The organism is Halohasta litorea (assembly GCF_024494645.1).
Lineage (GTDB): Archaea > Halobacteriota > Halobacteria > Halobacteriales > Haloferacaceae > Halohasta > Halohasta litorea.
The window spans coordinates 366,657-381,233 of record NZ_JANHDJ010000002.1; the positions used below are offsets into that span (position 1 = coordinate 366,657).

At 63.4% G+C, this 14,577-nt stretch carries 11 protein-coding genes; 7 read left to right on the plus strand and 4 right to left on the minus strand.

Features of this window, described 5'->3' with window-relative positions; genetic code table 11:
- Positions 1-38 precede the first annotated feature (38 nt).
- From gcvH to NO877_RS06815, 5 genes are all read left to right on the plus strand, one after another.
- Entirely contained in the window at positions 39-422 is a 384-nt protein-coding gene (gcvH, locus tag NO877_RS06795) for a glycine cleavage system protein GcvH (RefSeq protein WP_256395568.1), read from the plus strand.
- Between the two features lie 15 nt (positions 423-437).
- A complete protein-coding gene (gene gcvPA, locus NO877_RS06800; protein ID WP_256395569.1) occupies positions 438-1,766 on the plus strand; it encodes an aminomethyl-transferring glycine dehydrogenase subunit GcvPA in 1,329 nt (442 codons plus the stop codon).
- Positions 1,766-3,187 carry an aminomethyl-transferring glycine dehydrogenase subunit GcvPB gene (gene gcvPB, locus NO877_RS06805; protein ID WP_256395570.1) on the plus strand — a complete coding sequence of 474 codons (1,422 nt, stop codon included), beginning with the start codon at positions 1,766-1,768 and terminating at the stop codon, positions 3,185-3,187. Before gcvPA ends, gcvPB begins: the two co-directional genes overlap by 1 nt.
- Positions 3,188-3,255: 68 nt before the next feature.
- Positions 3,256-4,053 (plus strand): SDR family oxidoreductase, encoded by a 798-nt coding sequence (locus NO877_RS06810; protein ID WP_256395571.1) that lies wholly within the window; start codon positions 3,256-3,258, stop codon positions 4,051-4,053.
- A gap of 148 nt (positions 4,054-4,201) precedes the next feature.
- A complete protein-coding gene (locus NO877_RS06815; protein ID WP_256395572.1) occupies positions 4,202-5,419 on the plus strand; it encodes a CBS domain-containing protein in 1,218 nt (405 codons plus the stop codon).
- Between the two features lie 102 nt (positions 5,420-5,521).
- Here the strand turns inward: NO877_RS06815 and NO877_RS06820 are convergent, their stop codons facing one another.
- The 4 genes from NO877_RS06820 to NO877_RS06835 are packed head-to-tail and all read right to left on the minus strand — an operon-like array spanning position 5,522 to position 13,209.
- Positions 5,522-7,567, minus strand: a complete 2,046-nt coding sequence (locus tag NO877_RS06820) for a SpoVR family protein (protein ID WP_256395573.1) — start codon at positions 7,565-7,567, stop codon at positions 5,522-5,524.
- Entirely contained in the window at positions 7,567-8,886 is a 1,320-nt protein-coding gene (locus NO877_RS06825; RefSeq protein WP_256395574.1) for a DUF444 family protein, read from the minus strand. Before NO877_RS06825 ends, NO877_RS06820 begins: the two co-directional genes overlap by 1 nt.
- Positions 8,877-11,141, minus strand: a complete 2,265-nt coding sequence (locus NO877_RS06830) for a PrkA family serine protein kinase (protein ID WP_256395575.1) — start codon at positions 11,139-11,141, stop codon at positions 8,877-8,879. The genes NO877_RS06825 and NO877_RS06830 overlap by 10 nt, the downstream gene beginning before the upstream one ends.
- Positions 11,134-13,209: a PrkA family serine protein kinase gene (locus NO877_RS06835; protein ID WP_256395576.1), complete on the minus strand. Its 2,076-nt coding sequence runs from the start codon at positions 13,207-13,209 to the stop codon at positions 11,134-11,136. Before NO877_RS06835 ends, NO877_RS06830 begins: the two co-directional genes overlap by 8 nt.
- Before the next feature lie 494 nt (positions 13,210-13,703).
- On the opposite strand from NO877_RS06835, the gene NO877_RS06840 reads away from it, so the two are divergent.
- Both NO877_RS06840 and NO877_RS06845 read left to right on the plus strand, forming a co-directional pair.
- Positions 13,704-14,090 (plus strand): DUF5820 family protein, encoded by a 387-nt coding sequence (locus NO877_RS06840; RefSeq protein WP_256395577.1) that lies wholly within the window; start codon positions 13,704-13,706, stop codon positions 14,088-14,090.
- A gap of 38 nt (positions 14,091-14,128) precedes the next feature.
- Positions 14,129-14,572: a UPF0179 family protein gene (locus tag NO877_RS06845; protein ID WP_256395578.1), complete on the plus strand. Its 444-nt coding sequence runs from the start codon at positions 14,129-14,131 to the stop codon at positions 14,570-14,572.
- Positions 14,573-14,577 lie beyond the last annotated feature (5 nt).

Below are 14,577 nucleotides of genomic sequence, written 5' to 3' on the forward strand. Positions count from 1 at the left end.
GATACCCTCAACCACCGAACACGACACAACACCCACAGATGAGTTTCGACGTACCCGACGACCTGACCTATCTCGAATCGCACGAGTGGACGACCACCGACGACCCAACGGTTCGTATCGGTATCACCGATTTCGCCCAGGACGAACTCGGCGACGTCGTCTTCGTCGAACTCCCCGCGGTCGGCGACGAGATTGAGGCCGGATCGGCCTTCGGCGTCGTCGAATCCATCAAGGCCGTCTCGGATCTCTATGCCCCGATTTCGGGCGAGGTGACGGCGGTCAACGAGGAGCTGTTCGACCAGCCCGAACTCGTTAACGACGACCCCTTCGGCGACGGCTGGATGCTCGAAGTAGCGCCGAGCGACGAGGCGGCGTTCGACGGACTCCTCTCGCCCGACGAGTATCGTGACCAGATCGCATAACCGGACCACACACCAATGACACAGCCAGACGGCAGTCCGTTCGCACCACACGCAGCCGCCGAAACCGCCGCGATGCTTGAGGCAGTCGGCGTCGAAAGCGAGGCCGACCTCTTCGATATTCCAGACGACGTGGCCTTCGACGGCGAGTTCGGGATCGAACCACGAAGCGAGCAGGAAATCCGGGGCGAACTGCGACGACTCTTTGCCCGTAACAACGACCTCACCGAGTTCATGGGACGGGGCCACTACAGCCACTACGTTCCCTCGATCGTCGATCACCTCTCGGACCGTGCGGAGTTTTTGACCAGCTACACCCAGTACCAACCCGAGATCACACAGGGGTTCCTGCAGGCACTGTTCGAGTACCAGTCGATGCTGGTCGAACTCACCGGCCTGCCGATCGCCAACTGCTCGATGTACGACGGCGCGACCGCGCTGGCCGAGGCCGCCCTGCTAGCCGACCGCGTCCGCCAAACGAGCGGGCACCGGATCCTCGTCCCCGAATATCTCCGCGACGGCAAGCGATCGGTTCTGGAAAACTACGTCGACGGCGCGGGACTGGTCGTCGAATCCTATCCGATGGACGACGGCAACGTCGACCGCGAGGCGCTCGCGGAGCTCACAGACGAGGAAACAGCCATGATCTACGCCGAGAACCCGACCGTTCGCGGCACCATCGAGGAAGGGTTGAGCGAAGTCGGCGAGATCGCCGCCGACACCGAGGCGCTGTTCTGTCTCGGTTCCGATCTCGTCGCCCTCTCGCTGCTCGAAGCACCCGCAAGCGTCGGTGCGGACGTGGTCGTCGGTGAGGCCGACGTGCTCGGGTTGCCCACGAGCTACGGGATGGGACTGGGGATCTTTGCGACCCGCGAGTCGTTCCTCCGGCAGGTGCCTGGCCGCCTGGTCGGCGTCAGCGAGGATTCTGACGACCGGCGGGCCTACACGCTCACGCTTCAGACCCGCGAACAGCACATCCGCAAGGAGCGGGCGACCTCCAACATCTGTACGAACCAAGCGTGGGTCGCCCTCCGCGCGGCCATGCACATCGCGTCGCTCGGCCCCGACGGACTGGTCGACCTCGCAGAGGACTGCGTTCGGGACGCCGCGGCGTTGGCAGATCGCGTCGACGATCTCGCGGGCTATCAGGCCCCGGTTCACGACCGCCACCACTTCCGGGAGTTCGTCGTTCGGTCGGACCAGCCAGCCGAAGGAATCGCCACCGCGCTCGAAGCCGAGGGGTTCGCGGTCCACGCCGTCGACGACCACTTGCTCCAAGTCTGTCTCACCGAGACCAACGCTCACGCGACCGATGGGTTAGTCGCCGCCTTACAGGAGGCCGCCTGATGATCTACGATCAAGCCCGCTATACCGAGGGCAACAAACACGAACCGCTGTTGTCCGAGAAAGACGACACGACCGTCGCGGTCGACGAGACCGACTCGCCGTTGCCCGACGAACTGACCCGCGACGAGTTGACCCTGCCGGGGCTCTCCGAGCCGGAGATCGCCCGCCACTACACCCGCCTTTCGCAGATGAACTGGAGCATCGACAGCGGCCCCTACCCGCTGGGGTCGTGTACGATGAAGTACAACCCCAAGTTCACCGAGGACGTGGCGGCCGACCCGAACGCGGCGATCCACCCCGACCGCTCGGCCAGCAGTGCGCAAGGGAATCTCGGGGTGCTCTATGGGCTCCAGGAGTACCTCGCGACTATCGGCGGGATGGATGCGGTCACGCTCCAGCCGCCCGCAGGCGCGGCTGGCGAGTTCACCGGCATCCTCGTGGCCAAGGCCTACCACGATCATCACGGCAACGACCGCAGCGAGGTGATCATCCCGGCGTCGGCCCACGGCACCAATTTTGCTACTGCTGCGATGGCTGGCTACGACGTAGTCGAACTCCCCTCCGACGAGGGCGGACGTGTCGACCTCGAAGCCTTGAAAGCTGCCGTCTCCGAGGAAACCGCGGCGCTGATGCTCACAAACCCCAACACGGTCGGCCTCTTCGAGCGGGATATCGTCGAAATCGCCGAGACGGTCCACGAAGCCGGTGGCCTGCTCTACTACGACGGCGCGAACCTGAATGCCCTGCTCGGCCGGGGGCGACCGGGCGACATGGGCTTCGACATCATGCACTACAACGTCCACAAGACGTTTGCGACACCGCACGGCGGCGGGGGTCCTGGAGCCGGTCCGGTCGGCGTGGTCGACGAACTTTCCGAGTTCCTCCCCAGTCCCCGAGTTCGGGAAACCGACGATGGCGACTACGAACGGTTCGACCCCGACCACTCGATTGGCAAGGTCCACGGCTTTGCCGGCAACTGGCTGGTGTTAATCAAAGCCTACGCCTACATCGCCCGACTGGGAGACGAGGGCCTGGCGGATGCCAGTGCGAAGGCGGTGTTAAACGCCAACTACCTCGCCGAACAGTTGGAGATGGATGTCCCCTACGGACCGTTCCACCACGAGTTCGCGGCGACCGCGGGCGACCGCGATGCTGCGGATGTCGCCAAACGAATGCTTGATTTCGGGGTCCATCCGCCGACGACAAAGTGGCCCGAGATGGTGCCCGAAGCAATGTTGACCGAGCCGACCGAGATCGAAAACTGCCGAACACTCGATCAGTTAGCCGAGGCGTTCAACAACGCCTACAGCGATACCGATGAGGCGATCGAGACCGCCCCCTCGCGGACCACTGCCAGCCGAATCGATCAGGTGAGTGCCGCACGGAACCCGCGGCTCTCGTGGCAGGCTCTCGACGAGTAGGCGCTTTCTACTGGTTTGTCGACTCATTGACGACCAACTGTTATCCCGTTTCTCTCGAATAGCCCAGTATGGAGCTCGAACTCACAGGCAACGCTGCACTCGTTACCGCCTCCAGCCGTGGACTCGGCAAGGCTGCCGCGACCGCCCTCGTTCGGGAGGGCGTCGACGTTGCCATCAACGGCCGGGACGAAGCAACCCTCGAAACGACCGCAACCGAACTCCGCGACGAAGCGGCCGCCGACGCTCGCGTCGTCCCGATCAGCGGTGATCTGACCGACCCCAACGACATCACACGGCTCGTCGAAACGACGGTCGAGGAGTTCGGCCGACTCGACCACCTCGTCACCTCCGCCGGTGGACCACCGAGCGGCTCGTTTTTGGAGACGACCGACGACGACTGGTATCAGGCCTTTGACCTCCTGGTGATGAGTGTCGTCCGACTCGTGCGGGAGAGCGCCGACTATCTCCAGGAGGACGGCGGCGGCACCATCGTCACGATCACCTCCAGGAGCGTCAAGGAGGCACTCGATGGGTTGGTGTTGTCGAATTCGGTTCGGATGGGCGTCATTGGACTCGAAAAGACGCTCTCGCGCGAGTTGGCTCCCGAGGTTCGGGCGAATGCCGTCCTGCCAGGGGCCCACGAGACGAGCCGGATCGAAGAGTTGATCGAGCAGGGCGTCGAGCGTGGCGAGTTCGACGACTACGACGAGGGACGGGCCGACTTCGGTACCGAGACGGCGCTGGGGCGAATCGGTGAACCGATCGAACTCGGCGAGACGGTCGCGTTCCTCTGTTCGTCGGCAAGTAGCTACATCACGGGTCAGTCGATCGTCGTCGACGGTGGCAGCGGTCGTGCAACGCTCTGAACCGTGTGCTGGTAGTAGCCAGCTACCGATGGGTAGCTGCCGAATTCTTATATAGGCCACCAGAGGCTTGAGACGGTGTCCCGAATCCTCGTCGTGGTCGCACGTAGCCGATGACTACCCGGTCGTGTTCCGATGGAGGCCTACAGCTATGGATATTGCAGACATCGTTTCCGACGACTACGAGGAGTTCACCCCAGAGACACCCGTCTCGAAGCTCGTCGGCGTCTTCGCCGACCCATCGGTCAAAGGGGTCGTCGTACACGGCGACGCCTTCGAGGGGATCGTCACCAGACGACAGCTGGTAACCTCACACCACCAGCCGAATCAGAAACTCCGGTCGCTGCTGTGGCACGTGCCGCGAGTGGCACCCGACGAGGATATCCGCGAGACTGCACAGCTCATGCTCGACAGCGACTCCCGGCTGCTCCCCGTCTTCGAGGGACGGGAACTCATCGGCGTCGTCACCGATGATGCGATCCTCGGAAAAGTCGAGGCGTTCCTGGATGCCGCCACGGTCCGGGAAGCCTACACGGCCGACCTCGTCACGCTCGACCCGGACTCGACGTTCGGGCATGCGATCAACAGCTTCCGAGAGAACCATCTCACACATCTTCCGGTTGTCGAGGACGATACCGCAGTCGGCATCGTGAGCCTTTACGACGTCACCGACATCACGATCAGACCCGAAACAAAGAGTCAGGGCGGCGACGTAGGAGCGGTCGACTCCTACGGCGGCGACGTGGCCGACCGGGCCGCCCGCACCCGAGGCGGCGGCTACGGGGCGCGGGAAGGCGAACTGACACGGATGCTCGAACTCCCGGTTCGGGACCTCATGGCCTCGCCCGTGCGGACGATTCGCCCCGAGTCGACCCTCGAAACCGCCGCCGAGGAGATGTTCGACGTCGGCGGCTCGGCGCTCGTGGTGACCGACAACGGCGGGCCGTTCGGGATTCTCACGAAAACGGACCTCCTGGAAGCGCTCACGTGGGAGGCCGGTGGCAACCGGGCGGTACAGGTCTCCGGCAGCGAGTATCTCGACGATGTCCAGTACGAGGATCTCGTCGAACTGGTCGAGAAGTTCGACGCAAAAGACCGCGAGATGTCGATCCTGGATGCGAAAGTCCACCTCCACACCCACAAGGAGAAACTCCGCGGCACCCCACTCCTGCTCGCTCGGATCCGGCTCCACACCGACCGCGGGCTCTACATCGCCTCCGGCGAAGGGTATGGCGCGAGCCACGCGCTCAACGAGGCCCGAGACGTGATCGAACGGCAGATCCGAGACAAAAAGACCCACGGCCGGACCAAGAAGCCGCCGGACGAGGCGTTCTGGGAGAAACGGTTCGGCTGGCTGTTGGAGGAATAGGCGGCGTATTCTGTTATCTGTCGAATCGTCCTTTTTAAGCAGCCGTGACCGTTCGGTCGGTTCACCGACTTTTAAAAGTCGCCAATCGGGGAGCGTGTCGAGCTACGCCAGCCACTCGTCGGGTTTGGTGTCGTAGTCGACTTCGCTGGCCTCGATCGCGGTTTTCAGTTCGGGTTCGAGATCGAACTCCTCGTGGCCCTCGCCGTCGTAGCGGATACGAACGCCGACCTCGGTGCCCTCCGGCTCGCGGCCCCGCCTGCGGGCGACTTCGAGTTCGTGGTCGTCGTACTCCGTCCGGATCGTCATTAGATTCACCGGACGGCCCCAGAGATCGAACACGCGCTCCAGGACGTCTTTAGCCTCCCCGATATCGAGGGCGACCCCGTTGTAGCGGTGGCCCAGCAGCAGCTCGCCGCGGTTGGCGAAGTTGCCGTCGTAGACCGCGATCGAGGGCTTGCCGAAGTTGGTGAACTGCAACAGGAGCTTCCGTTTGACGTCCTCGGCGGCCGTACTCGCCACGCGGTACTCGCTGCCAGCGTGGGAGTACTCGTAGGTGAAGTAGTTGTTGTGCAGCACGAACTCGCCGGTGAGGAACTCGTCGATGAACGTCACGTCATTGTGGCTTTCGCGCACTTCGCGCATCCGATCCCAGCCCGCCGTGTAGTCGACGTCCGCGATCGCCGCTTCCACACTGGCGTACTTCTCGTCGTCGAACATATACCGAGCCAACTGTTCGAGCTCCGAGCGGTCGATCCCCTTGAGGAAGCCGCGGTTCTGTCGCTTTGCCAGCGAGAAGTGACGTTCGGCCAGCCCTTCATACGTGAGGAGTTTCCACGGATAGCGGTCGGCGTCGATCGCCCGCTCTTCGTCGGGATCGAACTCGCCGTCCCGCGTCGCGATCGCCCGCTCGACCGCGTCGGCGTCGACTCGTGGGTCGCCTTCGTCGGCCAATGTGGCCAGTTCGTCGAGCCGATCCGTGCCGACGCCACCGATCGCCGGATCAGGTGCGAGCAGCGAGGCGACCGCCTCGAAGTCGACCGCGTCGCCGAAGTTCCGCCACGTGACGCCCTCGACGCGGAGCAGTTTGTCGGCGACCTCCTTGCGGTTGGTCGTGTTTTCGAGATGGTCCCACAGCTCCTTGCCGAGTTTGTAGGGGTTGAGCCCCGGCGAGCCGAGTACACGGGCCTGGTGATCGGCGTAGGTGATGAACTCGTCAGTCCCCGCGAAGCGTTCGTCGCCCATCATCAGCGACTCCCAGTAGGCTGCCCACCCCTCGTTCATCACCTTGGTCATCTTCTGGGCGGCGAAGTAGTAGGACTCCTCGCGGAGCCGCTCGATCACGTCCGTCTCCCATTCTTCGCGGTCGACGGCTTTGCCAGCCTCGGGATCGAAGCGTTTGCCGTGGTCCCTGAGGAACGCGATCACGTCGAGCCGGGGGTCGTCGATCCCGGCGGCCTCGTCGGCCTCGGCTCGATCTTCGAGCCACTCCTCGTCGAAGACCTGCTGGCGGACGTCCTCGGAGAGGCCGAGCTGATCGAGCTTGTCGGTGATGTCGTCGATATCGTGGGCGTCGTCGTCGGTGTCGGCGGCGGCCAGCGGGCGATGTTGATCGATGGTATCCTCGATGCAGAGCACCGCATCGATCAGCCGCTCGACCTCGGTGCGGTCGATCTCGGGGTCCTCCATATACCGCTCGATCGCCTCGCCGTGGCGTTCTAACATCGCCGCCGCGTCGGGATCTGTGCCCGTACCCCCGCGGTCGCTGTAGAGGCCGAACCAGCTGTTGTTGGCGAAGAAGTCGGCGTGGGCCTCGACGTGGGTGATGACCGCCTTCTGGTCGGCCATCGTGTTGGACTCCTGGAGAAAGGCGTGGCTCGGATTGTCGTTGTTGACGATCTCGAAGGCCTTCCCCATGCCGAACTGATCTTTCTTCTGCTGGCGGTCGTAGGCCATCCCCCAGCGCCAGTGGGGGTAGCGGTCCTGAAAGCCGCTGTAGGCGATGAGTTCGTTCATCTCGTCGTGGTCGACGATCCAGTAGTTCACCGGGTAGGGGTCTAATCCGAGTTTGCGCGCCAGCGCCGCCGCCTCCCGCACTGGCTCGTCGAGCCCGGCGGCGATCCGTCTGGCGTCCAAGCGTTCGTCTTTCATTATGAATCACTCTCCGCGTCTTCCGTACTCAGTATCTCGTAGATGGCGTCGACCACGTCATCGGGTTTGGTCACTCGTGTCACCGCGACGTTGCCCGTCGTCCCGAGGGCGCGTTCGACCTCCTCGGCGTGGGTCGCGTTGATCGCGGTCCCGCCGGGCTGGGTTTCGACGTAGGCATGGAGGTTCGCCGGGATCTCCTGGATCAGCGGCACCACGCGGTCCTTCGTGTCGTTCGAGGAGTTCTCCGAGTCGCCCGCGGCGAACACGTAGCGGTTCCACTCGCTGAAGGGGTACTCCTCCAGAATCTCGGCGGCCAGTTCGTAGGCCGAGGAGATCCGAGTCCCACCACCGGACCGGATGCCGAAGAAGTCGCTCCGGTCGACCTCCCAGGCGTCGGCGTCGTGGGCGATGTAATGGAACTCGGCGTTGTCGTACTTGCCCGTCAAATACCAGTCGAGCGGGGTCAGCGTCCGCTCGACGAGTTCGCGCTTCTGCTCGCGCATCGACCCCGAGACGTCCCGGATGTTGATGACGACCACGTTGCGCTCTTTCTTCTCGATGATCTCGGGGTGGCGATAGCGCTCGTCCTCCCGGCGGAACGGGACCTCCTTGAGCCCATCGCGGCGGATTCGGTCGCCGACGTGGGTTTGCTCGACGTTCGCCTCGAACTCCTCGAAGCTCGCCCACTTCGTGCGCTCGTCGGCGGGGATCTCGTCGTAGGCGTCTTCGATCCACGCGAAGGAGACGGGGATGCGCTCGCCGCGAGCCCACTCGAAGACCGCCCGTGGCCCCTTGCCGTCGATCTTGAGGGCCTCGCGGATGTACTCCTCGTCGAAGTCCATCGCCAGCTTCCGCTTGAGCCCTCTTTTAAATAGCTCCTCGAAGTCGAGGGTGCCTTTCGGGCCGACCTTGGTGACGTCGGTGAAATCGCCCTCGACTTCCTCGACGACGCGTTTGCCCTTCGGTTCGAGATCCAGCCCCAGTTCCTCGTCGAGTTCTTCGGCGAACTCCTCGGGGTCCATCTCGTAGTACTCGTGGTCTGCGCCCTCCTCACCGGGATCGCCGTCCTCGTCGCCCTCGCCCGGTTGGGGTGGGCCGACGGGCTGGCCAGGTTGGGGCGTACCGCCCTGTCCCTGGCCGACGCCGCCCATCGACCGTTTGTCGTAGGTGAACTCCGGTAAGTCGACGATCTTGACGGGGATCTTCACCTGATCCGGCCGCGAGCCGCCGAGGTCGCCGTAGCTGATGAACGCTTCGAGGTCCTGTCTGCGCTGGTCGCCGACCTCACGGAATCGATCTAAGTCGTCTCTCAGTCCCATTTGTGTTGCACCTCTCGCATGACTGCCCGCGTCGTCAGTTCGGCCGATGCTGGCGAGTAGTCGCCCTCACACAGCGTGGCGATCGTGTCGTCTTTGAGCTGTTCGGTGACCGTCCCCGTCGGTGGCTCCTCCCACTGCCTGGGGTCGAACTCCGGATAGATCCGCTTGACATCCGCCCAGTCGTATGACTCCAAGACTGCGCGAATCACCGGAATCGAAGTCAGGTCGACGTTGTCGATCGAAAAGCCCTCGTCGCGGTGTTCCCACGCGTACCGATTCAGCGCGGTGATCACCTTCTCCCGACGGAACTCCTCGACCGCGGCCGAGGGCGCGTTGCCTCTGTAGTCGCCCGAATCGAACCGGCCCAAATGCTCGGTTTCGAATACCTTCATCAACAGCGGATCGGGGTCGACGCGGCCGCGTTCGGTCTCGATTTGGCTGTCGGCCTCCCACGCGTAGACGTGTTCGACGTACTCGGCGACCGTCTCTTTCGAGACGCTCTTGCCCGACAGCAGCGCCTGCAGGACGGCGTCTTCCTGCTGGTCGAGCACGAAATCCTTCACCGCGGGGAGTCGGTTCTCGTACTCGGCGGCTTCCGCGCGCGAGAATACCGGTGTAGTCGAGAGCTCCTCGGCCATCGCGTTCAGCACGTCCTCGGGCATCACCACGTTCTCGACGGGGTGATCGGGGTGGCCGCGGCCGGTCTCCTCGTGGAGCAGATCCGCGATGATATCGCGGGTGTAGGTGACGGGAATCCCGTGGGTACCGTCGGAGGTGGCAGTGATCTCGAAGGCGTCGATCGATCGGCGGTCGTCGCCGTCCTGGAGATATCCCTGCTCGAACAGCCGGGCCTTCTCGATCAACGAGAGTTCCGAGGGTAGCTCCTCGCCGTCGAGCCGACTGACGACGCTGTACATCGCCGCCGCCCCGATCGCAAACGGCGCGAGTTCGCGCTCCCGCGTCTCGCCGCGGCCGTCGCGGATCGCAATCGACAGCGGGGCCCGGACTCGGCGCTCGATCTCCTCGTCGTCGAGATCAGCCCAGACGCTCTTTTCGGCGGTCAGTTCCCGCCGGATGAGCTCGGCCTCCAGCCGCCGGTTGGTCAGATACCGGAACTCATGGCGATCCAGCCGCCGTTTTAAAGCCTTCAGCGGATCGCGGCCGTTGCGGTCGGCGTACTGATCCAATTCGGCGTCCAGATCCGGGTTCGAGATCATCACCAGTTGGGTGTCGATATCCATCCCGATTCCTTTGTCCAGTTTCACGCGTCCCTCATCGGGAACGTTCAGGAGTTTGCGGAGCAGATCGGCGTGCTGGCTGGCGTCCTCGACGACCGTCAGCAGGCTGTTGCCCTGCGAGAGCACGCCGTCATAGCTGAACGCCTGTGGGTTCTTTCGGCCGCGAGAATCGAGCTCCCGCAACATTCCGGGCATCCAGGAGCCGACCAGCCGCTCCTTGGGGCTGCCGTCGTCCTCGGAGTGGAGAATGCCGATTCCCCGGCCCACGTCGACGATGTAGTTGGTCACTCGGAGATGGCTCCGGTCGGTGATCGACGAGAACAGTTTCCGGGTGCCCGCCTGCCGGTAGTTGGATTCGAGGTAGTCGTAGGCCTCCCGGCTGAAGGGATCGAGTTCGCCGTCGATGACGATCGGTGGCCCCTCGGGATCGACCTCGTTGAGCCGGGCCAGCAGGTCCTCACGGACGCTCTTGGGGAAGATTGTCAGCGGGTGGACCTGCACGGGACTTTCGTACCACTGCTCGTCGTCGCTGGCCTCGTCGCCGTAGCTCAGTCCGCGGCTGTTGTCCGCGCCCGTAATGTTCCATTCGAGCGTGTAGCGCCGCCCCTCGGGCGTCTTGGAGTACTCCCGCAGCCCGTTGACCAAACAGCGCTTGAGCTCCGATTTGCCCGTCGCCGTCGGGCCGTCGAACCAGATGATCTTCTCGCCCTTGCCGCGGTTGGCGGCGATCGTCCGCAAGTCGTCGACGAAGGCGTTGAGCACTGCCGTGTTGCCCAACACGGCGTGTTCGCCGTCGTTGTGTGGATCATCGAAAAAGCGGTATCGCTCCCGCTCTTCGCCCTCCTCGATCACCGTGCGGGTCCCCATCGACTCGATGGCCGCCAGTAGGTAGCGGCTGGCGTGGGCCGCGATGGAGGGAGATTCGAAGGCCGCCTCGACGTACTCGTCGAGGCTCATCGGTCCCTCGTAGGCCCGCTGCAGTTGGCGGTCGGCGGCCGTGATGTAGTCTTCAGACATCTTCTTCGAGCTCGCTTTTGGCGACTTCCGCCCCAGCGAACTCCAGGACTTCCCGCGCCCCCTCTTCGGAGTAACCCTGCTCGCGGAGAGCGTCGATCCAGGCGCTGCGCTCGTCGTCGTCGAGCTCGTTGGCCGAGACCAACGCCGAGAAGTTGATGTTGTGTTTCTTGTCCTCCCAGAGCTTGCGCTCCAAGGCGCGGCGGAGCCGGTCGTTGTCCTGTGGGTTGAAGCTAATTCCCTCGCGGGCGCGCCGGGAGACCCAGTTGGAGACCTCCTGGCGGAAGTCGTCCTTGCGGTCGGCCGGAATATCCAGCTTCTCCTCGACCGACCGTAGGAACGTCTCGTCGGGCTCCTGCTCGCGGCCAGTGAGCTCGTCGGCGACGGTGGCGTCGTCGATGTAGGCCATCACGTGGTCCATGTACTTCTCACCCTGGCGCTGGATCTCGTCGAGATCGTAGGCGAGTGCGTGACGGACGTCCTCGATAGCCCGATTTTTGTACTCCTCGCGGACCATCTCGAGGTAGCGCTGGTAGCGCTCGAAGTTTTCCTCCGGAATGGAGCCGTGGTTTTCGAGGTTCTCCTCGAAGTGGCGGAACGTCGTCAGGGGACTCAGATAGCTCCGCCCGCGGTGGGTCGAGTCCATGATCGCCTCTGCGATCTCGTCGCCGATAAACCGCGCCGAGACGCCGTCCATTCCCTCGGCGATGTCGGATTGGGTCTCGCCGTCCTCGCGGAGTTTTTTGACATCGACGTCGTCGTCATCCAACTCGCCGTTGTAGGCTTTGGCCTTCTGGACGAGTGTGACTGATTCGTCGTTCGGTTCGACGATTCGCGTCAGCACGCCGAACAGCCCCGCCATCTGGAGGGTATGGGGCTCGATGTTCATGTTGGGTACGTCGGCGTTCCGGAGCATTTTGCCGTAGATTTCGGCCTCCTGCTCGTACTCCAGGACGTAGGGGTAGTCGATGCGTTTGGTCCGGTCGTTGAACGCCTCCATCTTCTCGTCGCCCTTTTTCTCCCTGTATTCGGGCATATTCGTCCGGCCGACGATCACCTGGTCGATGTCGATACGGGGGTTGTTTTTGGGTTTAATCGTCTGTTCCTGCGAGGCGTGCAGGAAGTCATAGAGGAACTCCCGCTGAAGCTTGAGGAGCTCCTCGCCGGAGAAGATACCGCGGTTGGCGTTACAGAACGCCCCGGCGTAGTCGAAGGCTCGGGGGTCCGATTCGCCGTAAATGGCGAGTTTCGAGTAGTTGACGTCCCCCGTCAGCTCCGTCTCGTCTTGGTTCTTCTTGTCCTTCGGCTCGAAGGTCTCGACGGCCTGGCGTTTGTTCTCGCTGGCGACGAGTCGGATGATCTCGATGTGGTTGTTGAACACCGCCTTGAGGTCGTCGTCGTACTCTGCGAGCAGCCGATCCATGTAGAACTCGCTGGCGGGGTCGAGATGCTGCTCGTTGCGGATGGTGTACGGAGCCTCAAGCTGCTCGTTGAGTCCCTCGATTATCATGTCCCGCTGCTCCTGTGGCAGCAAGACGAGCGGATCCTGGTGCATCGGCGACTCGACAGTGTCGTCGGCGGGGTCCTGATCGCGGATCACGTCACAGAGGTTGACCCACCGGAAGGTGTACATCCGGCCGCCCTCCTGGAGGGTGTAGTTCTCGAAGTACCGTCGGACGAGCCAGTCGAAATGGGACTTGCCCGACCCCACGGGACCGAGGAGGAGTTTGATACGTTTCTCGGGGCCGAGCCCACGGGCACCGGATTTGACCTTGTTGACGAACTCGTGGATCGATTCGTGGACCTCCCGCCCGTAGAACACGTTTTCACCGTCGTGTAAGGGGTCTTCGGAGGCCATCGTATACTCGACGACCCCGGCGTCCTCGTCGTAGGTGGTGCCGTAGTGGTCGAACATATCGGCAACGCGTTGGTGGGCGTTGCGGGCGATCCGCGGATCGTCGGTCACCTCGTCGAGATACCAATCGAAGGTCTTGGCTTCGCGGAGGTCTTCGGGAACCGATGCTTGGTAGTGCTGACTGAGGCGTTCGAGGGTTTGTCTGTCGTTGCTCATTGTATCACTGGCCACATGGTCGACGTCGGGCGTGTCGACCGACTGCGGCCGGAGGTAGCACGAAACCACGGCTGGTGGCGACCAGACGGACGCCGCAACCAAGTCTCGTTCGTGGCATGGGTACGCATACCACTCCACTGGACCGAACACCCGGTCGGCGACGAACAACGAACGACATCGAGAACCAACGAACGGCGCGCGTGGAGAGGTGTGTTTGCCCGGTCGGGAGACCGAGACTATTTGCATTGTGTTTTTTGAAACGTATAAGGCTTTCTCCGGGATGGGTGGTCCGTGGTCGGTGGAATCGGGACACAGCAGCCGACCGGTTCGCGGTGGCAGTGGCGTGTGATCGATCGCCCGGAGTGTCGCGTCGGCGGGGCGTAACCGTGTCACTACCACGGAAGGTAGTGCTTACGCGACGGCCAGCGGCCCTTCGACACACGTCGACGGCCTGCTGGCGCGGGGTCTTAGTAGGTCGGCGGCTAACGACGGCTATGAGTCTTCCCGAGTTGCCGTCAGGCTGGCGCGTCTGGAACGAAGAACCCGAGGGACGGATCATCCTCGCCTACCGGCCGGACGTCTTCGATTCCGAGGCCTTCCCCGCGGCCTGTCTGCCGACGATCTACGTGACAAACGGCTCGCCCCAGCGTCGCCCAGGTGCCGGCTCGGTCGCCACCGACAACTGGCAGGTGAAACTGTTTCTCGAACCCGAGATCGAGGCGATCGCCACACGGTACGACGACCGCGAGGCGGCGATCGACGGCGCGGTCGAAACCGCCGGACGGTTCGCCGATGGCGAGGTCGACTTCCGAGACTGCTATCAGGTGCCACGGGAGACCTACTTCGCAAAACTCGACGAGCTCGTCGGCACGCCCGAGTAGGGGCGAACGTTAACGGGGTTCGGACCGAAAGAAGATATATGTCTACTGTCACACTCATCGGCGACCGGCTCGCGGAGGTCGGTCGGGAGTTCGTCTACCGCGGCGAGGCCGACGGCTGTGCGGGCTGTCCCTACCGGAGCCAATGTCTCAATCTCGAAGAAGGCAGACGCTACCGCATCACTGATATCCGGGAAAACGCCCAACTGCTCGACTGTGCGCTCCACGACACCGGTGTCCGGGCCGTCGAGGTCGAGCCCACACCGGTCCCGGCCAACATCGCCTCTCGCGGTGCCTACGCCGGGAGCAAAGCCAGCCTCGAAGGCGGCTGTCCCCACACCGAGTGCCCGAGCCACGAGTACTGTGTGCCGGAGGGCGTCGACTTCGAGACCGAGTACCGGATCGTCTCGGTCGAGGGTGAGCCCCCACACGACCACTGTCTGTTGGATCGCGACCTCACACTCGTGAAGTTAGCCAACGACTAACGGCC

Bases quoted from the DNA above. Each gene is read 5' to 3' on its own strand.
- gcvH (WP_256395568.1), top strand. From the start codon at position 39: ATGAGTTTCGACGTACCCGACGACCTGACCTATCTCGAATCGCACGAG.
- gcvPA (WP_256395569.1), top strand. From the start codon at position 438: ATGACACAGCCAGACGGCAGTCCGTTCGCACCACACGCAGCCGCCGAA.
- gcvPB (WP_256395570.1), top strand. From the start codon at position 1,766: ATGATCTACGATCAAGCCCGCTATACCGAGGGCAACAAACACGAACCG.
- NO877_RS06810 (WP_256395571.1), top strand. From the start codon at position 3,256: ATGGAGCTCGAACTCACAGGCAACGCTGCACTCGTTACCGCCTCCAGC.
- NO877_RS06815 (WP_256395572.1), top strand. From the start codon at position 4,202: ATGGATATTGCAGACATCGTTTCCGACGACTACGAGGAGTTCACCCCA.
- NO877_RS06820 (WP_256395573.1), bottom strand. From the start codon at position 7,567: ATGAAAGACGAACGCTTGGACGCCAGACGGATCGCCGCCGGGCTCGAC.
- NO877_RS06825 (WP_256395574.1), bottom strand. From the start codon at position 8,886: ATGGGACTGAGAGACGACTTAGATCGATTCCGTGAGGTCGGCGACCAG.
- NO877_RS06830 (WP_256395575.1), bottom strand. From the start codon at position 11,141: ATGTCTGAAGACTACATCACGGCCGCCGACCGCCAACTGCAGCGGGCC.
- NO877_RS06835 (WP_256395576.1), bottom strand. From the start codon at position 13,209: ATGAGCAACGACAGACAAACCCTCGAACGCCTCAGTCAGCACTACCAA.
- NO877_RS06840 (WP_256395577.1), top strand. From the start codon at position 13,704: ATGAGTCTTCCCGAGTTGCCGTCAGGCTGGCGCGTCTGGAACGAAGAA.
- NO877_RS06845 (WP_256395578.1), top strand. From the start codon at position 14,129: ATGTCTACTGTCACACTCATCGGCGACCGGCTCGCGGAGGTCGGTCGG.